Source organism: Trueperella pecoris (genome assembly GCF_014926385.1).
In the GTDB taxonomy this organism is placed as follows: domain Bacteria; phylum Actinomycetota; class Actinomycetes; order Actinomycetales; family Actinomycetaceae; genus Trueperella; species Trueperella pecoris.
This window is the reverse complement of the sequence record NZ_CP053291.1, coordinates 2,087,908-2,113,381: the sequence shown is the minus strand read 5'-3', so window position 1 is coordinate 2,113,381 and position 25,474 is coordinate 2,087,908. Positions and strand designations below refer to the sequence as shown.

The 25,474-nt window shown below is 62.9% G+C and carries 24 protein-coding genes; 11 read left to right on the top strand and 13 right to left on the bottom strand.

What is annotated here, in order from left to right; all coding sequences use genetic code 11:
- Window positions 1-217: 217 nt before the first annotated feature.
- Together hemH and hemQ are read left to right on the top strand one after the other, a co-directional pair.
- The gene (gene hemH, locus HLG82_RS09635; protein ID WP_193326616.1) at window positions 218-1,222 is read left to right on the top strand and encodes a ferrochelatase; all 1,005 of its coding nucleotides are present in this window, start codon (window positions 218-220) and stop codon (window positions 1,220-1,222) included.
- A gap of 50 nt (window positions 1,223-1,272) precedes the next feature.
- Window positions 1,273-1,980 (top strand): hydrogen peroxide-dependent heme synthase, encoded by a 708-nt coding sequence (gene hemQ, locus HLG82_RS09630; protein ID WP_193326615.1) that lies wholly within the window; start codon window positions 1,273-1,275, stop codon window positions 1,978-1,980.
- 16 nt (window positions 1,981-1,996) lie between these two features.
- Here hemQ and HLG82_RS09625 read toward each other — a convergent pair whose 3' ends face one another.
- Together HLG82_RS09625 and HLG82_RS09620 are read right to left on the bottom strand one after the other, a co-directional pair.
- Window positions 1,997-2,551, bottom strand: coding sequence for a methylated-DNA--[protein]-cysteine S-methyltransferase (locus tag HLG82_RS09625; protein ID WP_193326614.1), 555 nt, complete (start codon window positions 2,549-2,551; stop codon window positions 1,997-1,999).
- On the bottom strand, window positions 2,551-3,882 hold the full coding sequence (locus HLG82_RS09620; RefSeq protein WP_193326613.1) for a DUF418 domain-containing protein: 1,332 nt from the start codon (window positions 3,880-3,882) through the stop codon (window positions 2,551-2,553). Before HLG82_RS09620 ends, HLG82_RS09625 begins: the two co-directional genes overlap by 1 nt.
- A 156-nt stretch (window positions 3,883-4,038) precedes the next feature.
- Between HLG82_RS09620 and nrdF the strand changes: the two genes are divergently transcribed.
- The gene (nrdF, locus tag HLG82_RS09615; protein WP_193326612.1) at window positions 4,039-5,004 is read left to right on the top strand and encodes a class 1b ribonucleoside-diphosphate reductase subunit beta; all 966 of its coding nucleotides are present in this window, start codon (window positions 4,039-4,041) and stop codon (window positions 5,002-5,004) included.
- 175 nt (window positions 5,005-5,179) lie between these two features.
- Here nrdF and HLG82_RS09610 read toward each other — a convergent pair whose 3' ends face one another.
- On the bottom strand, window positions 5,180-6,451 hold the full coding sequence (locus HLG82_RS09610; RefSeq protein ID WP_193326611.1) for a dicarboxylate/amino acid:cation symporter: 1,272 nt from the start codon (window positions 6,449-6,451) through the stop codon (window positions 5,180-5,182).
- Between the two features lie 149 nt (window positions 6,452-6,600).
- On the opposite strand from HLG82_RS09610, the gene HLG82_RS09605 reads away from it, so the two are divergent.
- The 3 genes from HLG82_RS09605 to HLG82_RS09595 are packed head-to-tail and all read left to right on the top strand — an operon-like array spanning window position 6,601 to window position 7,830.
- Window positions 6,601-6,843 (top strand): type II toxin-antitoxin system VapB family antitoxin, encoded by a 243-nt coding sequence (locus HLG82_RS09605; RefSeq protein ID WP_193326610.1) that lies wholly within the window; start codon window positions 6,601-6,603, stop codon window positions 6,841-6,843.
- Window positions 6,840-7,211, top strand: coding sequence for a type II toxin-antitoxin system VapC family toxin (locus HLG82_RS09600; RefSeq protein ID WP_193326609.1), 372 nt, complete (start codon window positions 6,840-6,842; stop codon window positions 7,209-7,211). The genes HLG82_RS09605 and HLG82_RS09600 overlap by 4 nt, the downstream gene beginning before the upstream one ends.
- A 46-nt stretch (window positions 7,212-7,257) precedes the next feature.
- Complete coding sequence (locus tag HLG82_RS09595; RefSeq protein ID WP_193326608.1) at window positions 7,258-7,830, top strand: low molecular weight protein-tyrosine-phosphatase; 573 nt, start codon at window positions 7,258-7,260, stop codon at window positions 7,828-7,830.
- 26 nt (window positions 7,831-7,856) lie between these two features.
- Here the strand turns inward: HLG82_RS09595 and HLG82_RS09590 are convergent, their stop codons facing one another.
- From HLG82_RS09590 to HLG82_RS09570, 5 genes are all read right to left on the bottom strand, one after another.
- Entirely contained in the window at window positions 7,857-8,645 is a 789-nt protein-coding gene (locus HLG82_RS09590) for a hypothetical protein (protein WP_193326607.1), read from the bottom strand.
- 154 nt (window positions 8,646-8,799) lie between these two features.
- A complete protein-coding gene (locus HLG82_RS09585; protein ID WP_193326606.1) occupies window positions 8,800-10,128 on the bottom strand; it encodes an ABC transporter substrate-binding protein in 1,329 nt (442 codons plus the stop codon).
- Window positions 10,129-10,297: 169 nt separating this feature from the next.
- Entirely contained in the window at window positions 10,298-11,143 is an 846-nt protein-coding gene (locus HLG82_RS09580; RefSeq protein ID WP_193326605.1) for a carbohydrate ABC transporter permease, read from the bottom strand.
- 2 nt (window positions 11,144-11,145) lie between these two features.
- Window positions 11,146-12,180 (bottom strand): carbohydrate ABC transporter permease, encoded by a 1,035-nt coding sequence (locus tag HLG82_RS09575; RefSeq protein WP_246462320.1) that lies wholly within the window; start codon window positions 12,178-12,180, stop codon window positions 11,146-11,148.
- A gap of 200 nt (window positions 12,181-12,380) precedes the next feature.
- On the bottom strand, window positions 12,381-12,845 hold the full coding sequence (locus tag HLG82_RS09570; RefSeq protein WP_193326604.1) for a SprT-like domain-containing protein: 465 nt from the start codon (window positions 12,843-12,845) through the stop codon (window positions 12,381-12,383).
- Window positions 12,846-12,982: 137 nt separating this feature from the next.
- On the opposite strand from HLG82_RS09570, the gene HLG82_RS09565 reads away from it, so the two are divergent.
- Together HLG82_RS09565 and HLG82_RS09560 are read left to right on the top strand one after the other, a co-directional pair.
- Window positions 12,983-13,678 carry a hypothetical protein gene (locus HLG82_RS09565; RefSeq protein WP_193326603.1) on the top strand — a complete coding sequence of 232 codons (696 nt, stop codon included), beginning with the start codon at window positions 12,983-12,985 and terminating at the stop codon, window positions 13,676-13,678.
- A gap of 9 nt (window positions 13,679-13,687) precedes the next feature.
- Window positions 13,688-14,464, top strand: a complete 777-nt coding sequence (locus HLG82_RS09560; protein WP_193326602.1) for a hypothetical protein — start codon at window positions 13,688-13,690, stop codon at window positions 14,462-14,464.
- On the opposite strand, the gene hrpA is transcribed toward HLG82_RS09560, so the two are convergent.
- The 4 genes from hrpA to HLG82_RS09540 form a co-directional block, all read right to left on the bottom strand.
- Window positions 14,461-18,744 carry an ATP-dependent RNA helicase HrpA gene (hrpA, locus tag HLG82_RS09555; RefSeq protein ID WP_193326601.1) on the bottom strand — a complete coding sequence of 1,428 codons (4,284 nt, stop codon included), beginning with the start codon at window positions 18,742-18,744 and terminating at the stop codon, window positions 14,461-14,463. The two genes, HLG82_RS09560 and hrpA, sit on opposite strands and share 4 nt — an antisense overlap.
- A 225-nt stretch (window positions 18,745-18,969) precedes the next feature.
- Window positions 18,970-19,488 (bottom strand): LuxR C-terminal-related transcriptional regulator, encoded by a 519-nt coding sequence (locus HLG82_RS09550; RefSeq protein WP_193326600.1) that lies wholly within the window; start codon window positions 19,486-19,488, stop codon window positions 18,970-18,972.
- Between the two features lie 209 nt (window positions 19,489-19,697).
- Complete coding sequence (locus HLG82_RS09545) at window positions 19,698-21,095, bottom strand: FtsX-like permease family protein (protein ID WP_193326599.1); 1,398 nt, start codon at window positions 21,093-21,095, stop codon at window positions 19,698-19,700.
- On the bottom strand, window positions 21,092-21,814 hold the full coding sequence (locus tag HLG82_RS09540) for an ABC transporter ATP-binding protein (protein WP_193326598.1): 723 nt from the start codon (window positions 21,812-21,814) through the stop codon (window positions 21,092-21,094). The genes HLG82_RS09545 and HLG82_RS09540 overlap by 4 nt, the downstream gene beginning before the upstream one ends.
- Window positions 21,815-21,925: 111 nt before the next feature.
- On the opposite strand from HLG82_RS09540, the gene HLG82_RS09535 reads away from it, so the two are divergent.
- Window positions 21,926-22,645 carry a sensor histidine kinase gene (locus HLG82_RS09535; protein ID WP_193326597.1) on the top strand — a complete coding sequence of 240 codons (720 nt, stop codon included), beginning with the start codon at window positions 21,926-21,928 and terminating at the stop codon, window positions 22,643-22,645.
- Window positions 22,642-23,319, top strand: coding sequence for a response regulator transcription factor (locus tag HLG82_RS09530; protein ID WP_193326596.1), 678 nt, complete (start codon window positions 22,642-22,644; stop codon window positions 23,317-23,319). The genes HLG82_RS09535 and HLG82_RS09530 overlap by 4 nt, the downstream gene beginning before the upstream one ends.
- An 11-nt stretch (window positions 23,320-23,330) precedes the next feature.
- On the opposite strand, the gene HLG82_RS09525 is transcribed toward HLG82_RS09530, so the two are convergent.
- On the bottom strand, window positions 23,331-24,449 hold the full coding sequence (locus HLG82_RS09525; RefSeq protein ID WP_193326595.1) for a lipid II:glycine glycyltransferase FemX: 1,119 nt from the start codon (window positions 24,447-24,449) through the stop codon (window positions 23,331-23,333).
- 113 nt (window positions 24,450-24,562) lie between these two features.
- Between HLG82_RS09525 and HLG82_RS09520 the strand changes: the two genes are divergently transcribed.
- Window positions 24,563-25,396, top strand: coding sequence for a D-hexose-6-phosphate mutarotase (locus HLG82_RS09520; protein WP_193326594.1), 834 nt, complete (start codon window positions 24,563-24,565; stop codon window positions 25,394-25,396).
- Window positions 25,397-25,474 lie beyond the last annotated feature (78 nt).

Below are 25,474 nucleotides of genomic sequence, written 5' to 3'. Positions count from 1 at the left end.
ACCACCAGCTAGCCGCGCCCGTCAACCCCAATCGCGCCTCCAACCCAACCTCCCACCCCACATCTTAGAGACACCAATTTTTCGGCCTGTTCCAAACTCCCGGAAAAGTCGCAAGAACCGGCACCTCGACTTGGAAAAATATGCTTGATGTAGGCATACTCGTGTGGTGTCCGGTGTGAGCCGGCGCTTTTCGTTGTCGATCAATTTAGGGACACCTATGACTGATGCCTATATGCTTCTGTCTTATGGAGGCCCCGACAAGCCCGAAGACGTCCTCCCTTTTCTCCGCAACGCGGTAGCCGGCCGGGCGGTACCGGAGGAGCGCCTCGCCCAGGTCGGCGAGCATTATTTTCTTTTCGGCGGGCGCTCACCCATCAACGAGCTCAACGCCCGCCTGGCCGAACGCCTTCGTTCCGAATTGGCGAGCAGGGGCGACACACGCCCGCTCATCGTTGGGAATCGTAACTGGCACCCGTTCGGCGACGCGGCGCTGTCAGCCCTCTACCGGGCCGGTGCCCGCACCGTCCGCGTGCTGACCACGTCCGCCTACGGGTCTTATTCGTCCTGCCGACAGTACAGCGAGGACCTCGAACGCTGGCTCGTCGCGCTCGGCTACGCGGACTTGCGCGTGGAAAAGGTTCGCCCCTACTGGGACACCGAAGGCTTCTTTGCTGCTTACCGCGACGCCGTTCGGGCCGCCCTCGCGCTCGCCCCGGCTGGTGCGCGGCTCGTTTTCGTCACACACTCGATTCCGACTGCGATGAACGACGCCGCCGGGCTGACCTACTCCCTGACCTACGAGGAACAGCACCGCCGGGTGGCGGGAAGAATCGCGGCCGAGCTGGGGCAGGAGTGGGATCTTGCCTTTTGCTCGCGTTCGGGCAGTCCGCACACTCCCTGGCTGGAGCCTGATATCAACGATCATCTTCGCGAGCTGGCCGAGGCTGGCGTGGGGCATGTTGTTGTGGCCCCGATTGGATTCATCTCCGACCACATGGAGGTCATCTACGACCTCGACACCCAGGCGCGCGCCACCGCGGCCGAGCTGGGAATCGGCTTCACCCGCGTGTCAACCATTGATGACTTGCCCGGTTTCGTGAGGCAGTTGGCGGACCTGCTGCAGGCGCCTTCGGCGTCGTGCGACGTAGGGTGTTGCGCAATGCCTGCCCGCCCAACCGTGCCGGGCCGCGTTCCGACCCGGGATTCGCACTGCCAACCGTAGGCAACCTGGCCAGACCGAATACTTTTGCAACGACAACAGAAAGAAGAATCATGACCCATCCGCATGCAACCACCATCCGCCCGATCGCGCAGCGCCTGAACGATGCCCGTCCGTTCGTCATGTGGTCGGTGTTTAAGGCTGACGTGCTCGACGCCGCTGCTATCGACGACGCCGTCGCCGCCGTGGAAGCCGCCATCGCCGAGACGGGAGTGAAAGTGCGTGGCTACTATGACGTCTCGGGATTCCGCGCCGACGCCGACCTCATGGCCTGGTTTATCGCGGACACCGCCGACGCCGCCCAGGCCGCCTACCGCGCCCTGTACCGTTCCGACCTCGCGCTGACACCCGTGTGGTCCGTGCTTTCTCAGCATAAGGCCGCCGAATACAACCCGGACCATTTGCCAGGTATGTTCGAGCATGAGGAGGCGCCAAAGTACGCTGCCGTGTACCCTTTCGTGCGCTCCTACGACTGGTACTTGCTCGAGGATTGGAAGCGTTCGGCCATTATGCGCAACCATGCGGCTGCCGGCGCGCAGTTCGGCGACCTCGTAACCTCCACCCTCGCTTCGTTCTCCATGTCGGATTACGAATGGGTGGTGGCGCTTGAGGGCGATCATCTCACGCGGATCGTCGACCTCATGTATGCCTTCCGCAAGACTGAGGCTCGCCTCTATGTCCGTCAGGACGTCCCATTCTTTACGGGTGCTCGCGTCGAGCTCGGCGAGTGGGCGCGCCGCCAGGTAGGCCTTGGCAAGTAGCTCCGGTTGGGGCCGGTTATGTGGCGGCGGTACCGGGATCGCCGGGTCCGCTACGACCATGGCCGGTCCCACGTTCGTGGTCGAGCAGCCACGCTTTTCGTTCGAGGCCGCCGGAAAACCCGGCGAGCGTTCCGTCTGATGCCAGGACCCGGTGGCAGGGGGCGACGAGCATGACCGGGTTGCGCCCCACCGCGCCGCCGATTGCGCGGGCCGACGTCGTCCGGTTGAGTCTTTTCCCGACGACGGACGCGAGCGCGGCGTACGTCGTCGTGGTCGCGTAGGGAATGTCGCGAAGGGCGGACCATACGGCTTGCTGGAAGGGTGTTCCCTCGGGCGCGACCTCGAAGGTGACGGCGGGATTTTCGCCCGCGAAATACGCGTCGAGCCAGTCGGCCACCGGGCCGGTCGCAGCAACGAAACCGGTCGCGGCAACGAAACCGGTGGCTGGGGTGGCATGAATCTGTGTGATGTCGGCGGGAAAGTTGGCCTGACCCTCCATCCACAGGCCACGCAGCGCCCCGTCGAAGTAGATGGTCAGGGAACCCAGCGGCGAGTCGTAGCCGCTGTACATTAGCTCGCTCGGCCCCCGGTCCCGTCAGCGGGATCGATGGGCGCGGCCGGAGATGTGACGGCCGCAGACGTGACGAGGGGCGCGGCCGGGCGGACGGCGTCGGGCAGAGCGAACCATTGCGAGAAGCGGTACATGACCCATTCGAGAGGGCCGCGCCGGAACGGTAGCAGCGCCCAGACCGTGGAAAAAACAATGACAAGGCCCGCCACCACAAGGAACGGCACAAAAGAATCGGTGAAAAACCACTCCGGCTTAAAGTGAAGACCGAAGGCATGTCCGACGTAGGCCGTCAATGACATGGAACCAACTGCTGCAACCGGGTAAAGCACATGCTTGGCGAGCGGGGAGAGCCACAAACATACGGCGATTACCGCAAGTGCAACCCCGAGGTTACCAAGGACTTCGGTGGTGGTATTCAGATGTGGATCGGCCATAAAGAAATCCGATAACTGCGGCGGGGCAGGGGAAAATTCGTCGAGGATTTCGATCCCTAGCTCATGAGGATAAGCGAAGGTGCGTGTAGCTAAGGCCGCCGTGCCATAGCCGGTGACGGCCAGCGATGCCCCAACCACAAAGAGGCGGGTACGCACGAGGGCGCAGGTCAGATCCATACGACCAATTGCCATGCCTGCCAGCACGTAAGCCATGTAGGCCAAGCCGGGGTAACTGCCCATGGAGAGAGCGTCAATGAGGAAGGCATTCAGGCCACCTGCTCCATACAGCTCGTGACTATTCAAGAAATAGTTGAAGACAATTATGATTTGCGGGCCAACCAGTGCCACGACGCCGGCCGCAATAGCGAGCTTTTTCGCTGACCAATCGACCAAGGGGATAGCGAAAAGAAACCAGGCCGCATAGAAGCCAAGAATGATAGCAATCATGGAAGAAAACACATTGAGGAACGCAGCAAATACGAGCAGGGCCACCGCACGTCCTGCGATGCGTAGTTGTGCGTGTCGCATCTGCTCCCCGGTGTAGTGGACGTTGCGTCCTGTGAGAATGGCAAGCGAAACACCTGCGAGAAGGGCAAAGAGTGCCGACGAACGCCCCGAAGGGATCTCCGACAGGAAGTGGGCGATCGTACCCCAATCGTCCGGGGCTGGGCGCACGTGAGCCCAGATCATGCCCAGAATTGCCAACCCGCGCGCGACGTCGATACCGCGGATACGGCCGGTGTAGCGCCGCGCGGTGCCTCGGGGGCCGCCAGCCGGGCCTGTATTGGTTTCCTGCAGGGCAGTGCCGGGCGCGGAGGAAGGCGCCGGTGCGGTTTCGGCGATGGCTGTTTGGGCGGGCGCGTGGTGCCCGGACGGCGTCGTGAAAGCGGTGCTCATGTGCCAAGCCTAACGCGAGGATCGGTGACCTTTTGGGGGTGAACGAGGCGAATGTGTGGAAAAGAGGTTAGGCTCACGCGGTGGACACCCTCACGGGGTCTCGGGCGGCTTCGTGCGAAGATAGGAACGAAAGTCCCACAGAGACGGAGGAAAGACATGGCGCATGGAACCGGCCCGTTCGAGGCAATTAACTGGAACAAGATCCAAGATGACAAGGACCAGGAAGTCTGGGACCGCCTGACGGGTAACTTCTGGCTTCCGGAAAAGATTCCGCTCTCGAACGACATTCAGTCGTGGAACACGCTCAAGCCGCACGAGCAGGAGATGACCACCCGCGTCTTCACCGGCCTGACGCTGCTGGACACGCTTCAGGGCACGATCGGCGCCGTCTCCCTCATTCCTGATGCGGTGACGCCGCACGAGGAGGCCGTCTACACGAATATTGCCTTCATGGAGTCGGTGCACGCCAAGTCCTACTCCTCGATCTTCTCCACCCTCATCTCCATGAAGGAGATCGACGAGACCTTCCGCTGGTCCGAGGAGAACGTGTACCTGCAGAAGAAGGCCGAGATCATCGAGAAATACTACGACGGGGAAGATCCGGAAAAGCGCAAGGTCGCCTCCGTGATGCTTGAGTCCTTCCTCTTCTACTCGGGTTTCTACGCGCCCATGTACTGGTCGGCCCACGCGAAGCTAACTAACACCGCCGACCTCATCCGCCTCATCATCCGCGACGAGGCGGTTCACGGCTACTACATCGGCTACAAGTTCCAGGTCGCGATGGCTAAGGCGAGCCAGGAGCGCCGGGACGAGATCAAGGAGTGGGCCTACGAACTGCTCGATGAGCTTTACGACAACGAGGTCGAGTACACCGCCTCGCTGTACGACCAGATGGGTCTGACTGAGGACGTGAAGATGTTCCTGCGCTACAACGCCAACAAGGCGCTGATGAACCTCGGCTACGAGGCGCTCTTCCCGGCCTCCGAAACCGCGGTTAACCCGGCCATCCTCGCCGCGCTCTCTCCGGGCGCCGACGAGAACCATGACTTCTTCTCCGGCTCCGGCTCGTCATACGTGATCGGCACCGCGGAGGCGACGACGGACGACGACTGGGACTTCTAGGCCAGGTCTTATCTCGCTCCCATTGAGAAGCAGTTCGGGGGACTCGGCTTGTACGGCTCGAGTCCCCCGAATGCGTGTGAGGTGGCGGGTGCGGCTTACGCAGGGGTGTGGCTAGCGGCGAGGCCAGACCGGTTCTCTGTAGCCGGAACTAGTCGCCGGCGCTACCCGGCCCGACCTAGATGACTGTAGCCGTTCGGTTTCCGCCGACTGACTCCATGTAAGTTTCGGCGTCGAACTCAGCGCGGGCGCGGAAGCCGTCAGCGCCTTCGGAGGGGCTTCCGACGTCGCCGCGGGCAAACTTGTCAACAACGAGCGCGATGGCGCCATCGCCAGTGACGTTGGTTGCCGTACCGAAGGAATCGAGCGCGATGTAGGTGGCGATCATGAGGCCGAGCATGGCGTCGTCGAACCCGAGCATCGAGCCGAGGATGCCGACGGCGGCCATGATGGCTCCGCCGGGCACGCCGGGGGCGGCGATCATGATGACTCCGAGCATGAAGATGAAGCCGATCATTTGCGCCGTCGGGATGGTCAGCCCGTTCATGGCGATGACGGCCATGGCGAAGGCGGTGATCTTCGACATTGACCCGGCAAGGTGGATGGTCGCACACAGTGGCACCACGAAGGAGGCAACTGGCTGGGAGACGCCGGCGGCCACGGTCTGACGCAGGGTGACGGGGATCGTCGCCGCCGACGACGAGGTGCCCAGGGCCGTGAAGTAGGCCGGCAACATGGTGGCCAGTGCCTTGAAGGGGTTCTTCTTCGCCACGGCTCCGGCGATGCCGTATTGGGTTGCCAGGATGATGACTTCGAGAATGAGGACGAAGACGACGACCTTGGCGACGGCCGACAGTACCGCGGCGATCTCACCCGTCTGGGTGAGGTTGAGGAAGATGCCGAAGATATGTAGTGGCAGGAAGGGGACAATGACCTTGGCGATGAGGGCGGTGATGATCTCGCGGAACTCAACGAAGCCCTTGCGGATCACGCCACGCGGCGCGAGGGAGAGGCCGATGCCGATCGTGAAGGCAAGCAGGAGGGCCGTCATGACGCCGAAGACGGGCGGAATCTCCAGCTGGGAGAGGTAGCCCTTGCCGGCCGAGGACTCGGTGGCGATGTCGGGTTTGTCAGCGACCGAGATGAGGAACGGGTAGACCGCCTTCGCCGCGAAGAACGTCAGGAGGCCCGCGAAGAGGGACGATCCGTAGGCGATGGCCGCGGTGATGCCGAGCCACTTGCCGGCTCCGTGGCCGAGGTCGGCGATGGCGGGCACGATCAGACCCACGATGATCAACGGGATGGCGAACCCGAGGAACTGGGAGAAGATCTCGTTGAAGGAGAAGAATATGCGTGAAAGCGATTCGGGGAAGAAGAAACCGAAGGCGATTCCCGCGACGATTGCCACGAGGATCCACGGAAGGATTCCTGCTCTTTTGAGTGCGGACACGTCTGGCTCCTAAAAATAGTTGTGCTGTGCTTGTCCGCATTCTGCCCGTTCCGTCCACAACTTGGGCGAGATGACCGAATAGTGGGCGACGCTATCGGAGGGCGATCTCTCACCCTTCCGGGTTCTACCCTGGGCGGTAGAATGTGGTCATGCCAACCATGAACATCAAAGATGCAGACGTGTACAACGCAGCTCGCCAGCTTGCACAGTTGCGTGGAACGTCGATGACTGGTGCCGTGCGTTCTGCAGTGGAAGAGGCTCTGGATGCCGAGATCAAGCGGCGCGAACGCGGGCGCTTGCGCCTTGCCGAACTCCAAGACCGCATCGCGCAGGCCGCCGAACCCCGCTTAGACGAGTCTGACCTGTATGACGATAGGGGAATGCCCCGATGATTGTGGATACGTCCGCCCTGGTCGCAGTGGCATATAGGGAGCCCGGGTACGAAAGGATCACCGACCTTCTTTTCGCAAGGAACAGGTCAAAGATGTCGGTGGCCAGCGTCCTTGAGCTTCAACTCGTATTGCGATCTTCCGAATTGGCGGACGAACTCATCGAGATTTTCAATGTGGATCCGGTGGGGATTGATGTCGCCCAGCTACGCGTGGCGCGGCACGCGGCGCAGCGATTCGGAAAGGGGACCGGCTCAAAGGCGGGGCTAAACTACGGCGACTGTTTCTCATACGCCCTCGCGATGACTGCCGGAGAGCCTTTGTTGTTTGTGGGCGAGGATTTCACGCACACGGACGTCGTCGTTGCGTGAAATAGTCCACCTATGGGCAGCGGTTGCCTCCCTGTAGGGTGGAGGCATGTATCGAATCCTTGTCGTGTGCACTGGAAATATTTGCCGTTCCCCCATGGGGGAGGTTGTCCTGCGGGACCATCTTGCCCAGGCCGGCATCGACGACGTCGAGGTCCGCTCGGCTGGCGTTTCCACGGAGGAGACGGGCAACCCGATCGACCGCCGTGCCCAGCGGGTGTTGCTTGAGAAGGGCCACTCCCTCCCGCCAGCACACCACGCCCACCGTGCGAGCGACGAGGAGCTTCGCGACGCCGACCTCATCCTCGCGATGACAACCGGCCATGCTCACTCCTTGCGGGCGATGCTGAATCGACTCGGCGAATCGGATGCCAAGCTTCACCTGTGGCGGGAGTTCGACGGCACCACGCAGATCGCCGCCGGCGGCGTCTTCGGCGAAGGTGGGGCGCTGAGCGAGGATCTCGCCGAGCGCTCGCGATCTTTGAACTTTTATCGCTCGTCGGGCGAATATGACGTCCCCGATCCGTGGTACGGGGACGATGAGGGCTTCTACGAGACGTACGACGTCGTTGACCGCGGCGCCCGCGGGATTGTCACCTATGTCGAGGGCCTGCGTTCGTAAGCAGTGAACAGAGGGCCGCGGCGAACCTATGTGCCGGTGGTGGGCGCTGGTTCTCCACCTCGACCAGACGGGGCGATGCCGGAGCGGTGGGCGTCGTCTTCGAAGCGCGGGTTGATGATGTCCTGAGGCTGATCGATCTCGCTGACCTTCGAGCCGCGCACGCGTTGCGTGCCGTTCACCGTGTAGGTGGATTCGGATTGGAGTGCGACGTAGTCGTCGCGAATATAAAGCTTGGAGACGAGGCGGTCGGACTCGTTCGTCACTTCGAGGGAAAGAACCGTCACAGGGGTGGAATCGATCGTTTCCGTTCCGACGACGGAGTATTCCAAATTCGGATCAGTTCCCGCAGCGCGCACATGCGGATTCAACAGCGCCTCGAAGCGCTTGGGCAGGGTGGCCTGGTAGGCGAGTGCGTCGTCGTCCGAATCGGCCTTGGCCTGGATCCACGATCCTTCCCGCTCGACGAACGTGTTTCCACTGACGAGGATGACGCGACCGATCGGATCGCCCGACTGGCTGAACGACTGGATCTCCACGGCCAGCGGATCCATGTTCACGCGTGACCGCGACGAGAGCGTGCCATCGAGCGTATCTTCTTGTACATAGCCGGCAATCTTGCCGAGGGCTTCCGCTTGGCAGAACGCCAATTCACGGGCGTTAATCGTTGCGGGCTTGCCGGCTAGCGGGTCGGAACAGTGATCGGGAACGGAGGCGGACGCCGGGCTCGTCTCGGACGGAATGGCGTCGGCCTGGTTGCTACATGCGCCCAGAGTCAGTGTTAAAGCGCCAAGGCAGGCGAGGGTACGAGCGTTCACCGTTCCCTCCTTCCGATAACCTCCAATACGCCTGTTTCACTTTACAACGCGAAACCTGAAATATGCCTGCAGGCAGGAGGAGTTTTTCTGGGAATTTGCTGGGAAATGGGTGTGGGCGGATCAGCCGATCCGCCCACACCCATTGATCAACGGTTTACTTCATGGCCGAATTGCCGGCGTCCTGCGCTTCCTTCAGGCCCTGCTCCACCGGGACAGAGCCGAGGAACACGTCGAGGAGTCGCGGCATGAAAGCCTCCGTGCCGGCGTTAACATCCGGCCCGAATGGCGACAGGGCCGTCTTGCCGGCCGCCGCGTCGATGAACACCGAGACGTCCACGCCCTTATCCGCCCAGTAATTGACGAAGTAGTCCTGCGCGTCAACGGCGCCCGGGAACGACACGCCCATTTTGCCTAGCGGGGCCTGGCCCTCGGCCGAGCCCAGCCACTTCAGAACCTTCAGTGTCGCCTCACGATTCTTCGTCTGCTCGTTTCCGACGGCGACCACGCCGTGCGACGTCGACACCGCGCCCTCGGGACCCGAAATCAGCGGCGCGATACCCCAGTTGATCTTGGTGTTGTCGGCGATCGTCTTCAGCGAATACGGGCCCGACTGGAAGAGCGCCATCTGGCCACGAATGAACATCTCGCGGGCGAGATCTCCGTTCGTGTTCGTCTCAGCCGCCGGCGGAGCCACGTGATACTTGTTAATCAGATCCGTGATGTAGGTGAAGGCCATGACGCCCTTGTCGGACGCAAAGTCGAACGAGCCGTCCTCCTTCTGGAAGAGACCGCCGGCCTGTGCGAGGAACGGCAGGTAGATCGCCTGCATGTCGGCCTGGGCATTCATGCCGTACGTCTTGATGTTGGCGGCGTCGAAATCGGGCGCGTCGGCGGTCTTCCCGTTGGCGTCCTTGGTCAGCTTCTGCAGCGCGGGAAGGAGCGTGTCATCGGCAGTGCCCCACGTCAGCTTCGTGACATCAACGCCGGCCTCAGTGACCAGATCCTTGTTGTAGAACAGGCCAATCGAATCCCAGATCTGCGGGATACCCCACAGGGAATCGTTACGCGTATAAAGATCGACGACGGACTGCTGCCAGGCGTCATGATCCTTGCCCAGTTCCTTCGTGATGTTCATCAGGTTGCCGTTATCGGCATACAGGGCAAAATTCGAGGAATTGACCCAGAAGATGTCAGCCATCTCGCCCGAGGAAATATCAAGCGGAAGCTGAGTCCAATAGTCGCCCCACGGAACGACCTCAACCTTGACCTTGATGCCAGGATTCTTCTCTTCGAAAGCCTTAAACGACTCCTCGTAGGCTGGCGCGGCCACGTCATCCCACAGCCGGAACGTCACGGTCGCCTGATCGCCAGCGCTCGCAGCCGACGACTCGGACGATTTATTACCAGTGCTCGGTGAGCACGCGCTCAGCGCAAGCCCGAGTGTTCCAAGGGCCGCCACTGCGGTAAGAAATGGGCGTTTCATGAATTCTCCTCAAGTTTCGGGCGCGCAGTCGCGCCGACAACGCCAGCCTACCAGTTGAATTGTTAACAAGTTAGAGTCATGTCCGGACATCCACGTGGCGAACCGGCCGCCCGGGCAACCGGCACAACGAAAACGTTGCTCATGGCGCACAACGCGAAACGGCGTCGTTCTACTTCAACGCCGAAATCCCAATCGAGCGTACAATCTGCTTATTGAACACCACGAAGAGCACCAGCAAGGGCAAAATTGACAGCGTCGTCGCGGCCATCACCAGCGTCCAATTCGCCGCGTACTGCGACTGCAAACCAGCCGTGGCAACCGTCAACACATTCCACTCCCGCCGTGGGGAGACAATCGAGGGCCACAGGAAGCTATTCCACTGGGAGACCACCGTGATCAGCAGCAACGTGACCAGAATCGGGCGATTCATCGGCAGCACAATCGACCACAACTGACGCCAAAAACCCGCGCCGTCCAACTCGGCGGCGTCCAGAATCTCCTGCGGGAGCGCCTTAAAATTCTGCCGCAACAAGAAGATCGCATAGGGAGAGCCCAGCATAAACGGCAACACAATACCCGCAAACGTATTGCGTAGCCCCCACTGGCTCATCATCGTAAACAACGGAATCATCGTCACAATCGCCGGAATCATCATCGTCGACACGTAAGCCCAAAACAGCAACTCGCGCCCCGGAAAATTCAAGCGAGCAAATGCATACGCCGCCAGCACCGAGGCGAAGAACTGTCCGGCCACCATCACCACAACCACCTGAAGCGTCACCGCCAGCGGCACAATGAAATCATGGTCGGTAAAGAGGCGAACATAATTGTCGACCGTCAGCTCGCGCGGCAGAGACAGCGCACCGCCCTGGACGAGATCGCGCTCGGTACGCAACGACGTCGTGATCGAAAAAACCAACGGCAAAACGGTGAGCAAAGCGCCGGCCAACAACAACGCGTAGGTCAACGTGGCGGACACCCACGAATTCTTCTTTCGCAAACGAACAGGAGGCATGATCAGCTCATCTCATACGTCATGCGCTTGGCAAAATAGCGCTGCTGAACCATCGTCACAAGAACGATAAGAATCGTAAGGAAAACAGCCATCGCCGCCGCCTCGCCGATCCGAGGCGAAGCGAAAGCCGCGGTGTAGATGCGGGCCGCGATGACGTCCGTGGTGCCGCCGGGATAGCCAGGGTTGCCGTCCGTGAGGCCGTAGACCAGGTCAAACACCTGGAATGACGAAATGAACGAGGTGACCATGACGAAGAACGTGGTCGGGCGAATGAGCGGCAACGTAATCGACCACAACGTGCGAACCGAGCCCGCCCCGTCGAGCGCGGCCGCCTCATAAATGTCACGCGGGATCGACTGAAGGGCGGCAAGGAAGAACAGCGAAATATAGCCGATGTTCTGCCACACATACACAAAGGCGACCACCGGAAGCGCCGTGCGCTCGTCCGCGAGCCATGCCACTCGGGTGCCAAGCACCTCATTGATCAGGCCCGACGGCGCGAGGAGCCAGCTCCACACGATTCCCAGCGCGAGCGGAGCAGCCACCCACGGGATCACGTACATGATCTGCAGGACGCCCGAGCCCGGAAGCTTGCGATTAAGGCCCACCGCGATCAGTAACCCCAGCGCAATAGCGCCAGGAATAGCGATGAGAGAGAAAATGAGGGTGGCCCGTACGGAATTCCAAAATCCCGGAGAGGAAAACATCGTCTCGTAGTTGGCAAGGCCGACGAAGGTTGGGTCGGAAATAAGATTCCACTTCAGGAACGAGATCACCACCACGACCACAACCGGCACCATGAGGAAGAACCCCACCCCGATGAGGGACGGGATAAGCATGGTGAAGGCGGTCGCCGCCTCGCGCCGCCTGCGGGCCGAGCGCTTCCCGCGGCGAGGCGACTGGCCGGCCGGCGCCACGCGGTGCGCACGGGCTGGTGGGCGCGGTGGCTGCGCGGGTAAGCGAGGTGCTTGCGCGGGTTGGCGCGGCTCGCGGGCTGGCTGCTGTGCCGGGCGCGCGTTCTCAGGCTCTTCAGACACGGGTCACCTCCTATTCTTAGGGCTAGACTACCCGGCGTGCCGGCAAAACTGCTGGCGGCGGGTCAGGTTTGGCTCGGGCCCCGCCAAATGCTGTGAGTTTTTGGCCAAAATCGGCAAGTGTGTTCACGAAAAACCAAATACTCACAGGATTTGGCGGAGGAGGTGCCCGCGGGGCCGCCGGCCACGTCCGCGAGCGCGACCTACCGGAAGACCTCACCCGTGCGCTGGTTCGTCCATGTCATCAGGTAGCGTTCGTCGTAGGTTGGCGAGCAGCGCCGGCAGGTCGAGGCCCGCCGAACAAGCCGATGCCGGTTGAGGCGGTGGCCGTTGGGGCAGACGCCCACCCAGAGGGCGTCCACGTTTGGCCAGCGGGGATTCACGCTCGTGCGGCCGTCTCCTCCGATCCGAACACACGCCTCTCGCCAGATCTCGTCATGCCCGTGGGTAGGGCCAACGATTGCGTGAGCGACCTCGTGCAACACCAGAAGGCGAACCTGCTCGGGAGAATAAAGTTCGATGAGAGGGCGAGAAAGTGAGATCGTCTTCCGGCTGTGATTGGCGTATCCGGCCCGTCGCTTGGCGCGGTCGATAGATAGGTGCCAGGTCGTGAGTCCATGGCCGTCCATGAGCGTGCGGGCGAGGCGCCGCGCGGCAGCGAGATCCATATGACGATCTTATGTGGTGGTGGGCTACGCCGCCCGTTCGCTGCCTGATGGCTCGGCACGTATCTCGTTCGTGATGCGCGATGCCCCGCCCGTTGTGTGTGAGATCGTCGGCGGGCTCGGATTAAGATAGAGGGACTATGACGTCTCGTACTGAACTTGTTGCCCACATCGGCCAAGCCGGCGCGGTCCCGGCGAATCGCCCCATTGACCGCGCCCGCCGCATCGTCACGGCCGCCACGATCGGGAGTTTCTTTGGGACGTTGGCGGCCCTCATCTGGTTCCTGGGGTACATCACGCTTGCCCAGATGCTGCTGGCCATGATCCCTTCCGCCGTGCTGCTGCTCGCCTTCGTGGTGGTGTGGCGTATCCCGACGCCGTCGGCGGGCGATCCCATCCCCGTCGTCGCGCGCACGCTGGCGACCTCCGAGAGCCCTTACCGGAGGTACATCAAGAGCGGGTCGAACAAGGGCCTGTTGGTGCCGGTGGTTGTGCAGCCGGTGGACGGCTCGGAGGCGTTCCGTTCCGTGATTTTGCTCCGGGAAACTGTGCCGGGTCACGAGGTACCCGAGCCTGAGGTGGGGACCTTGTTGGCCCTCCAGCAGGTGGAAAAGGGGATGGGCGAACTGGCGAACATTGGCGAGGTGACTCCCGAGCAGGAGGAGCTGCGCGAGCGACTGGTTCGGCACCCGCGCCAGTTGTCCAACAGGGCGCCGGCATTGCCAATGCGCCGTGGAACGTTGGAGCGGCAGCCGTTGCAGGCGGCGCTCGAGTGGTGGGGGTTCCTCGTGCTGTCGGTGATCTTTGTGTGGCTGTACTGCTGGGTGATTCTTTAGGAGGTCAAGATGGATTGGTTGAACACGCCCAAACCCACGCGTGCCATTCCTGACGAGCTTGCCGACGCTCAGCCGCTGCGTCGTCGCAAAGGAAGCTTATTGCAGATGGTGGTGGCTGTCATTGTTGCGTGTGCCTTGGTAATCGGAGGCGTGCTGGTCACAGTCGCCGCGTTGACAGGACCAGCAGTTCATGCCGATGAGCCGTTAGACCCGGTAACCCCGGCGTCTTCTTTGCCGATGGATATGGCTGCCGGTATGCGCGCCCCGAGTTTGGACGGTACCACTTTCATCATCCCCGTGGAGGAAGAAAACCCCCTGGCCTATTTCGAGCTCGATATCCATAACGCGTACGTGTATGACCAAGAATCGCAAAGTATCCCCACTGAGAAAATTCGCCGAGTGATGGGCGGATTTTCTCCCGCGGGTGAAGGCCGTGTGTCGCCGCATCTTGTGGTTGAGGCGACACTGACAAATAACAGTGACAAGGTGATTGTTCCTGATGTGGGTGCGGGTTATTTGTTGGCGCACTTTCAGAGCTTTCTTCGCACCTCTGATGGGCGTCTTTCGCGCGAGGTGGCCAAGGTGGGCGGAAAGCCGTTGACCTATTTTAGCTACTCCTCACCTAAACCACTCAATTCCTACGAAGCCCACCAGTTCGTGATGGTCTTGCCCTTTGAACGTGGAGTGAAACCGGAGCAACTAGGTATCGCAAGCAAAGGCATGTGGTCGGACCAGGCGGTGTGGCTAGATATGAAGAATCTTCTGAGCGACGGACCGAAGTTTTAGCGAGACGCGAATAGGAGCTTGCGGATGCGTTGCGGGGAGACCTTGCCTGCCGTTCCGAGTTGCTGAGCGAACAAGGACACCCGTAGTTCTTCGACCATCCAGCGCGCCTGTGTGAGCGTGGCGGCGCGTTGCGCGTTGTAGGACTGGGCCGCGAAGGCCTGGCGTTCATCGGCGAGTGCGTCCTCGACGTCGTGGACCTGCCAGGCGGCGGCGTCGTCGGCCGCAGGATTCGTGGCCGCCTTGTCGATGCGCATGGCCGCTGCTTGCAGGTAGCGCACGAGGTGGGTGAGCCGGTCGGCGGGCGTGGCGGAGAGGAAACCGTCGTAGACGAGGCCGGAGATCTGTTCGCGCACGTCAGTGACGGTGTTGATGAGGGCGAGCGAGCTGTTGGCGCGAACCTTGGCGTCGGCGTCGCCGTATGCGCGAAGGACGCGGACGGCCACCTTCACTAGCTGGTAGACCTCGTCCTCGAGCAGGTCGCGGGCGTGGTTGCGCAGGAGGAGGTAGTCGGCGCGGGTGCGCAGGCGCCCAAGCGGCTTGTCGTTCGCCGCGGCCCAGCGGTCGGCGATGTTGCGCGCCGCGGCCAGTTGCAGGTCGGCGACGACGGCCCCCGTGTTCGGGTAGGGCGCCGCCGCCATCGTCAGCGACTCCTCCCCCGTCCAACGCGAGGTGATGCGGGATTCGGGCAGGGCAAGATCGAGGCTGAGTAGTCGGACGACGCCGAGGCGGTGGTCGCGCACTTGTTCGGCCGGCTCGGCGAGGATGCGCAGGCCGACGCCGACTCCGGGCCCGGCGGGCGAACGAACCTCGACGAAGGCCGGGTAGCCGCGCACGGTCATGCCCCGCGGACCCATGGTTTCTACCATCGGTGGGAGCTCCTCGGTGGACTCGGGCCACGTGTGGAGATTGTCCTCGACGCCGGGGAGGGCGGCCGGCTCCTGCTCGGGAGCAGGCCGCTGCTGCGGAGCGCAGCCCACTGGTTGTGGCGAGGCGGGCCGCTCCTGCGCGAGTAGCTGGGCGCGCGCCTCCTCGAGGGCCTGAGCCACCGCGCCCTTGACCACTGACTCGACCGCTGAGCGCGTCTGCGGGGCGAGTTTACGTTGGAGCTCCGTGATCGAGGTGCCCTCGTCCAGGACGGCGCCGCGCTCCGAACGCACCCGGAACGTGATCTCAAGATGGGAGGGGAGGTCGGTTGCCGCCCACTGATCGGCCGTGACCTCCACGCCGCGAAGTGCACGAACGGCGTCGTTGAATGCCTGGCGGAAGCTGGGCGCCCCTGGCTGCCCGTGTGCGACCGATTCCCACTCGGGCAGGCGGGCGAGGATATCGCGCGCGACGTCGGGGGCGGGAACAAGGTTGCGTCGCACAACCTTGGGTAAGGCGCGGATCGTGGCGACGACGAGCTCGGGGAGCATGCCAGGAACGAGCCAGTCGAAGCCCTCGTCGGTAAGCTGGGGCAGGAGCGTGACGGGGACGTCGATGGCGAGGCCGTCGGCGTGCTTGCCGGGCGAGTAATGGTAGGTGATCGGCAAAGTGATGTCGCCCTGAACCCACTCGTCGGGGAAGTCGGTATCGGAGGCAGAGGTCTGACCGAGAAGGAACTCGCGGGTGAAGTTCAACAGCTCGGGATTCTTGTGACGCTCCCGCTTCCACCACGAATCGAAGTGGCGCCCGGAGACGATGTTCGCCGGGATACGTTCGTCGAAGAATGTGAAACGGGCGGCCTCATCGGCCACCAGGCCGACCTGGCGCAGACGCTGCTCGACCTCCTGAGCCTCCTCGATTGTCTTCGCATTGTGTTTGATGAAGGCGTGGTGAGCGCGCCACTGGTTTTCCACCAGGCCGTGGCGAATGAAGAGCTCGCGGGCTAGCTCGCGAGCGGCGGGCGTGCCCACCTTGGATAGGAGAACTTTGCGGTCGGCGATGACGGTCAGCCCGTAGAGCGTGACCTTCTCATGAGCCATGGCGGCTCCCTCGCGGGCGGACCAGAACGGTTCGGAGTGTTGCTTGCGCACCAGGTGGCCGCCCACCTCCTCCACCCATTCGGGCTTAATTTGGGCGGCCGTGCGGGCGAAGAGCCGGGAGGTTTCCACGAGCTCGGCGGCCATCACCCAACTCGGGTTACGCCGGTGTAGGCCCGAGCCTGGCCATATGACGAATCGGGTGCCGCGCGCCCCTAGATAGTCCTTCGTCCGCTCGTCCCATGAGCCGAGGTTGGACAGGAGCCCGACGAGCATGGAGCGGTGGATCTGGTCGGCCGCCGGGGTGTCGGCTGATTGGCTGAGCTCCTTGACGGCCCGCGCCACATCTTGGTTGTGCGAGTTGTCCTTGTCCTCCGCGGCCGCCCGGGCGAGCGCGGCGCGGGTGGGGAGCGTGATGGGAGTGATGTCCATGCCCAGCGGGCGCGCCATCTCGCGAAGTTGTACGACGACGTCTTGCCACTCGCGGAAGCGCAACCAGTTAAGGTATTCGGCCCGGCACGTGCGCCGGAAGGCCGAGCCAGACAGCTCGCGTTGCTGCGTGCGCAGGTAACGCCACAGGTTGAGATAGGCAAGGAAGTCGGAGGTTCGGTCGGTAAAGCGAGCGTGTAGCTGGTCTGCCTGCGCCTTGAACTCGGCGGGGCGCTCGCGGACGTCTTGGACGGACATGGCAGCGACCAGCACGAGGACCTCGCCTGCGCAGCCCTGCTCGGAGGCGGACAGCAGCATACGCCCGAGGCGGGGGTCGATGGGCAGGCGGGAGAGCGTGCGGCCGACGTCGGTGAGTAGGTGGGTGCCAGAGCCGATGGCCGTGCCTTTGGCAGTTGCCGACATGGGGGCGAGGGCGCCGATCTCCTCGAGGAGCTGGATGCCTGCGCGCACGGCCCGCATGTCCGGCGGATCGATGAAGGGAAATTCTTCAACTGAGCCCAGGTTCATGGATGCCATCTGCAAGATGACGGAGGCGAGCGAGGTTCGTTGAATCTCTGGCTCGGTGAACTCGGGGCGGGCAGTGAAGTCTTCTTCGGAGTATAGGCGGATGGCGATACCGTCCTGGACACGGCCCGAACGGCCGGAGCGCTGGTTGGCCGAGGCCTGCGAGATCGGCTCGATGGGGAGGCGCTGCACCTTTGTTTTGTTGGAATAGCGCGAGATTCGGGCCGTTCCCGGGTCAATGACGTACCGGATTCCTGGCACGGTGAGCGAAGTTTCGGCGATGTTCGTGGCGAGGATAATGCGGCGGTGGCGGTGGGACTGAAAGATGCGCCGTTGCTCGGCGCCCGAGAGGCGCGCGAACAGTGTCAGGACCTCAACCGCGCCGGGCACGGAGGATTGGCCACCGGGCTCGATGTACCGGTTTCCGAGTTCTTCGGCGAACGCCTTCGCCGTGTCGCGGATTTCTCCTTCGCCGGAGAGGAAGACGAGGATGTCGCCAGGGCCCTCGGCCATGAGCTCGTGGGCGGCGTCAATGATACCGCTGATCTGGTCGTGCGCCTCCTCGCGGGAGAGCTTTTCCCGAACGTCGGCCCGGTCCAAGTCTGCGGCGGGTGCGGCGTCGTAGAGCGGGCGATAGCGGATCTCGACGGGGTAGGTGCGTCCGGAGACCTCGATGATGGGGGCTTCGTTGCCGGGGAAACCGCCGTACATGTGGCGCCCGAAGTGTTCGGCGAAGCGCTGGGAGTCGATGGTGGCGGAGGTGATGATGACTTTGAGGTCGGGGCGGCGGGGGAGGAGGTTGGCGAGGTAGCCGAGGAGGAAGTCGATGTTGAGGGAGCGCTCGTGAGCTTCGTCGATGATGATCGTGTCGTATTTGCGTAGCTCGGGGTCAGATTGGGTTTCGGCAAGGAGGATGCCGTCGGTCATGAGTTTGACGAGGGTGGTGCGTGAGACCTGCTCGGTGAAGCGAACCTGGTAGCCGATCGCGTCTCCGAGTTGCACGCCGAGTTCTTCGCAGATGCGGTCCGCCACCGAGCGTGCGGCGATACGGCGCGGCTGGGTGTGGCCGATCATGCCGGTGATTCCGCGGCCAAGTTCGAGGCAGATCTTGGGCAACTGGGTGGTCTTTCCGGAGCCGGTTTCGCCGGCGAGGATCACGACCTGGTTGTGCTCGATTGCCGCGGCGATGTCAGCTTTGCGCGCCGATACCGGCAGCTGGGCGGGGTAGGTGATGGTGGGTACGGCGTCGCGGCGGGCCTGGAGTTCGGCGGGGGTGAAGGGTCGCGGGCCGCGCGGGGTGCGCTTGGTGCGCCTGGTGCCGGGCGTGCGTTTGGTGTGTTTGGCCGGGTTTTCGTTCGTCGTCATCGCCTACCATTGTGCCACGCGTGCTAGGTCTTGGGTTGTCAGCGTTCTGTATGCCCGCATGGCCGATGCTTAAGGCTAGTACTTGAGACCGAAATTTACGGCCAATATTAATCGTCAGTACTTAACGACGTTTCCCGCCCCTATAACCAGGGATTTCAGTGCCGACAAGTGTCGGAAGGTGCTGATGATCGGGGAAAATCCCGGACTGGGAAACCCACGACCGGGCTAGAGCCACCCAAGGTCGCGGGCGGCGCGTGCTGCCTCGGCGCGAGTCCGCACGCCCATCTTGCCAATCGCCGCCGACAGGTGGTTGCGCACGGTCCCCTCCGATAGGTAGACCCGTGCGGCGATATCGGCGACCGTGCCGCCGTCGAGGGCCAGCCGCAGGATCTCCCGTTCGCGCTCGGTGAGCGGGTTTGCCCCAGAGAAGAGGGCTTCGGTGGCGAGCGCCGGATCAATAACGCGTTGACCAGCATGAACGGCCCGCACAACGTCCGCCAGCTGCTCTGCGGGGGTCTCTTTGACGACGAACCCGCGTGCACCCGCTTGGAGCGCCCGCTGGAGGTAGCCCGGCCGTCCGAAGGTGGTCAGACCGAGGATCATGTCCAGCGCGGTGGTCTTCCCGGCTCCGTTGGGCCCGAGGAGGGCGACCACCTCGCCGACGCCGATCGTGAGATCAATGCCAGCCACAGCGTTGAGCTGGCCGAATCTTTTCGTGAGCCCGCGGGCTGCTATTGCGTTCATGCCACCAGTCTGCTGCGGTGGGGGCGGGAGCGGAAGTGCCGTTTGCCCGGATCTGGGCATGACAACTGTCATGGTAAACGCGCATTTTATGTCTTGTGGCTAAACGACGTTTCTTGGCCTTGCGATCGGGGAACTTAGGGCTGAGAAACGTCGTTTAGCCATGAGGCTGGGGACAAGCAAGAAAAGGCGACGCTCGAAGATGTAGCTCCCTAGTCGTTCTTGCGCGAGTTCCGTGAGAGAACCATCGACTGGATGGGAACCGTGGCGACGACGGCCGCGACGGTCAACGTGAAGCCCACCCCCACAACCCACATGAGCATCGAGTAATTCTGCGAATTTGGCGTGTTTCCGGCAGCCAGGCCAAGGATGGCGCCGAGGCCGATTGTCACGCCGAGCATGAGAAGGAGAGGCGGGATTACCTGCCACAGACGTGCCTTGAGGAGCACGCCACGCGGGAGGCCCATCTTGGTCAGGGCGAGGGACTCGTCGGCGCGGTCGAAGACGTCGGATGCCTGGTGGATGAGCGTGGAGGTCGCGCCGAGGATCAGGGCGAAGGCGAGTGCGATCGTGACGCCCTTCGTGATGTCGGAGACGAGCACGAGGCGGAGATTGGCAATTGTCGGATCCGGTGAGTTCCCGGAGAGGGCAATCGAAAGCCCAAAGACGACCACTGAGGCCATGAGCGCCATGAGCGAAATGGCAGAGACGTTTCGCCAAGCGGCACGCGGATCGTCAAGCACTCGCCGCGCTCCCAGGAGCTTGGCGGAGCTAGACGTACGAATAGCTGGGCGTGTGGCCATCTGAATGAACAGTGGGCCAGCGATGGATATGGTGAGGAAGAACATCATGAAGAAGAGGCTTGGGATGATGACATTTCCCGCTGTGCTCTGTCCGTTGAGGTTCTTCATGGAGATGATGAGCGCCGGCAATACGACGACGATGCCGATGACGCGCCAATACCTAAGTGCTTGAGGGCTCTCGCGGCGAGCCACGCCCAGTGGTGATATCGCGACCCGGCGCAAGCCGACGAGCGTTGAGCCAAACGTGATCAGGATGATGAGCCCAAGGGCGATAAGGAATCCCCACCAAGGGAGCATCATTTCGCCCACGCGAATGTTGAGTGTGGTGAAGGTGATCTGGGACCAGCCGCCGAGGCTGACCAGGTACAGGGCTAGCCCGATCACGAAGCCGACGAGGGCCTGAATCATCGTCTCGACGAGGGTCATGATGTTGATTTGCCCGGCGGTCAGGCCAATCAGGCGCAGGGAGGCGAGGCGCTTGGCGCGCCCGCCCGCGCCCAGGCGTGCGGCGGAGGAGCCGAGTGAAAGAAGGGGAATGATGAGTAACGCGAGCGCAAGCAAGGCTAGCGACATATATATTCCACCGAGAGCTTGAGTATCAATGCGAGGAATGGAATAGGCCTCGTACAGCATGTCGCTGAGTTTGCTCTTGCGCCCATAGAACATCCACACCCCGCCCATCGTCGTGAGCAGTAGCCACGACGACACGGAAAAGGCGACCACTGCGAGCGTGTCCAGAAGGGCATGCCCGCGCGCGTTACGGATGCGCGACACGGCGAGCTGACTCGCCATCTGAAGCGTGTTCATGAAGCCACCTCCGCGCCCGTTGCCTCCGCGCCCGACACCTGCGCCATCGGCCTGTCGGTGTGGATCAGGCCGTCGCGGATTTCCACGAGGCGGTCGCACCACGAGGCGACCTTGAGGTCATGGGTGACGACGACGAGCGTCGTGCCATTCATCCGGGCCGTCGTCGACAGGAGTTGCATGACCTCGTGGCCGGTGGCCTGGTCGAGGGCGCCGGTCGGTTCGTCAGCGAAAATGATGGCGGGGTTGGCCACCATGGACCGTGCGATCGCCACGCGCTGGGCCTGGCCGCCGGACATTTCGCCCGGACGCTTCTTGGCCTGATCGCCCACCCCGAGGCGGTAAAGCCACTCGTCGGCTTTGCGCAGGGCAATTCCACGGCGGGAGCCCGCGGCAAACAGCGGCAATGCAACGTTTTCGCGCGCAGTCAGTTCAGGGATGAGCTGGCCATCTTGAAAGACGAAACCGAAGCGCTCGCGCCGTAGGCGCGAGCGGGCGGCGTCGTTCAACGAGGTGACGGTGACCTGCCCGAGGTTGACCTGCCCCGAATCGGGGACGAGGATGCCGGACAGGACGTGCAAGAGCGTGGACTTGCCCGAGCCTGAGGGGCCCATGATCGCCACTAGCTCGCCGGCGTCGATGCGAACGTCTACCCCGGCCAGCGCATGGACAGAACCGTAGGTCTTCATTAATTGTGTTGCGTACAGTGTGCTTTCGTTCATGCTTCTATTCAATCGGTTCTCGCCACGGAGCAACATGGTGCCAACTTCCGATTTTAGGGTAGAGCTAGGTCTACCTGTCGGGCCCGCTGGGCGAGCCGATAAGCTGGAGACATGTTGAGGTTCAGGAAGAACATCGCCCGCGAAATCGCCCAGCTGACCGATTCGCGCCGCGAGATCGTCTCGGCGTTCGAAATTGAACGACGCCGTATTGAGCGCAACCTTCACGATGGCGCTCAGCAGCACCTCGTCGCCTCCGGCATGGCGATCGGCGAGGCACAATTCTTGGTGGACATGGCGGCCGCCGAGGGCCTACCCGAGGCGCTCGCGGACCTGCCCGGCGTGCTTTCCCGGGCGCTGGCCATGAACGAGGCGGCGCTCAAGGCGCTTCGCGAGACGGTCAACGAGATCCACCCCAAGGTGCTCTCCGACCTTGGCTTGGAGCGGGCTGTGCGTAGCGCGGCAGAGCGTTGTGCGACCCCGGTGCGAGTTATCGTTCCCCACCCGCTGCCTGACATGCCGGAGGGTGTGATGGCGGCCGCCTACTTCATGGCCTCCGAGGCGCTGACCAACGTGGCCAAGTATGCCCCCGGTTCGCGCGTGACCCTCCTGCTCGCGGCGGATACTGACCTGAAGGTGTCGGTGGTGGATGACGGCCCGGGCGGGGCCGAGATCAAGCCGGGCCGCGGACTTGCGGGCTTGCGCGAGCGGCTCGCTGCATTTGGCGGCAACCTTACGGTCAACTCGCCGGTAGGCGGCCCGACCGCCGTCGTCGGAACAATTCCGCTCCTTTTGCGCAGGGGCGAAACAGCGATCGCAAAGGGGCACGGATGAAGATTTTCCTAGCCGACGACGCCACGCTGGTGCGCGAGGGCCTGGCCGGCATTCTCGAACGCGTGGGCCACGAGGTGGTGGGCCAAACTTCCGACGCGCCTTCCACCATGAGCGCCGTGCGCGAGCTGATGGCCGATGATGCGATTGACGTGCTGGTGACCGACGTGCGCATGCCGCCCACGATGACCGACGACGGGCTGCGCGTGGCCGCTGAGCTGCGCGGCGAATTCCCCGGCCTGTCCGTCATGGTCCTGAGCCAGTACGTGGCGCCCGCCTACGCCTCGGCCCTCTTCAGCTCGACGGCGACCCCGAGCGCCGACCGCGGCGGCCTGGGTTACCTTCTCAAGGAGCGAGTATCGCGCGTGGCCGATTTTGTGCAATCGCTGGCGATCGTCGCGGGCGGCGGCGTCGTCGTTGACCCAGAGGTGGCCGCGGGGCTCGTGCGCGGGAAGGGTAGCGCGCTGGATGCGCTCACGCCGCGCGAGTCGGAGGTGCTCGAGCTGATGGCGCAGGGAAAGTCGAACGCGGAGATCGCCGAGGAGCTTTATCTTTCCGGCGCGTCCGTCTCTAAGCATGTGGCCAATGTTTTTACCAAGCTCGGCCTGCCGCCGGGCGAAGACAATCGCCGCGTGCGTGCCGTGCTGACCTACCTCACCGCCAAGGGCGCTGTCTAGCGGGTGAACGTTCAGCGCGACGCCGCCGGGCGGCGTCCGATGTCCCTGGCCCGGGCCGCCCCGCGCCTGGCGAGGGCCAGGCCGTCCTGGGCGAGGGCCTTGCCGCTCGTGGCCACAGTCTTGCCACGTTTGGCGATCGCCAGCGCGTTGTAGAGCACGGGAATGACGGGCAGGTCCCACGCGCCGTCGACTTCCACGTCCCGCTCAGCGTAGCGGCGCTTATTGATGCCGAGCTCGTAGAGGTCGGGGAAGCGCATGGAATCGACGCCCATGAGGTCGAGGCTGGCCACGCCCTCCTCGCCCATGACCTTGGCACTCCAAAAGTCGAGGTACTGGGAGGCGAGGACTTCGCGCGCGGCGTGGGAGTGTGCGCCGTAGTACTGGCAGGCGTGGCCGTCGTTGACGAGGACCAACACCCAGGCCACGATCGCGCCCGCGTGTTCGACCGCGAACAGGCGCGCATGCTCGGGTCCGAGCGCGTCGAGCATGTTCCAATACACCTCCATCGGGTGGATGGAAAAGCCGTTGCGCTCGGCGGTTTCGCGAAGCACCTCGTAGACGGGGACGAAGTCCGCGCGGGAGATTCCGGTCAGGTCTACCGGTTTCGCCCCGGCTTTCTTCATGCGGTCCATGGCACGACGCACGGCGCGCCGGCCGTCCTTCGGCATCGCGGCGAGGATGTCGGCCTCGTTCCCGCCGCAGGTGTTGATGATGACCGTGTGGTCGTAGGTGATGGTATTGAGTAGGCCGTGAAGGTCGGGGGCGGAGTATTTTGCGTGCAGGCGAATGAAGGCGATTCGATCACGCGTGCGCGCGCCCCGATTATGCTGGCGCACCGCAGCCTTCAGGGCCGCTCGCATGGCGGCCTCGTTGGCGGGGGACTGCGAGCGTAACCATACCGGGCCCTTCTTCGCCCATAGGAAATTCACCCCGCGAATCTCGTGTTCGGCCAGCGAGATCAGCGCGAGCGTCTTTCCATCACGCGAGAAGGCGTAGCGGCCGAAGGTGCTTCGCCCGCAACGTTGCTCAAATGTATCCCAGGCGTCTGATTGTTCGATGGGCAGCACTTTGACGCCTGCTGCAGCGGCCCGCAATTCTTGCGCGGTGATCAACGTGAGCTCAAAGGACACAAAAACTCCTGTCTAACGGTGTGCTATCCCAGCCTAGCGAAGGCGGTCCCCGCGGCTGACCGGGAACCGCCGCGAGGAGTATCCTTGCTGTGAACTCGATCAAAGGATGTCTTATGCCTGCTCTTCGCCCTCTCCACCAGCGCACGTTCACCACGGCTGACGCTTCCGTCGTCGGCGTCATGTTTGATCAGGGGGCGCAGGTCGCCTCGTGGGTTGCGGGCGGACAGGACGCCCTGTGGCTCTCGCGCCAGGCGCGCTTCGAGGCGGGCGTGGGGATTCGTGGGGGCGTCCCGGTGTGTCTGCCGTGGTTTGGTGCGGGCCGCTCGGGCCAGGCGCGGCCCAAGCACGGAATCGCTCGGACGATGTTGTGGACTTTCGTGGGCGAAGAAGAACGTGATGGTTCTGTCACTGTTACATACACGCTGCCTGTTGGCGCTTTTGAAGGGTCCGCCCGTGGACTCTCAGTACGTTACGATGTAACGTTTGGCCCCGAGCTTGAGATGCGTTTGTGTGTGAGGAATGAAAGCGAACAGACGGCGTCATTCGAGGAAGCCCTTCATACCTACCTCGCGGTGGATAATGTGCAGAAGGCGCGCATCGAAGGACTTGATGGTGCGACTTACGTAGACCACGCGGATGGTAAAACGGTGAAGAAGCAGGTGGGCGACATCGTCTTCACCAGATATACCGACAGGGTCTATGGGCGTGGTGGAACGGTGGTGCTGCACGGCGCCGCCGGCGGGCGAAGCTTGGAGATCACCTGCGAGAATTCGGCAAACATCGTGGTGTGGAACCCGTGGGAGGGCGGCACCGCTGACATGGCCGACTTCGGCGACGACGAATGGCGTGACATGCTCTGCATCGAGGGCGCCAACACCCTGGGTGAGGCGATCGAGCTCGCGCCCGGCCAGGCTCATGTGATGGTCTACCGGATCAGAATTCTCTAAGAAGACACTCGGTGCTGACGCTTGTGTGTGGGGCGAAAGTGACTACTATATCTAGTGTTCGCTTTTTTCCAGGGCGCC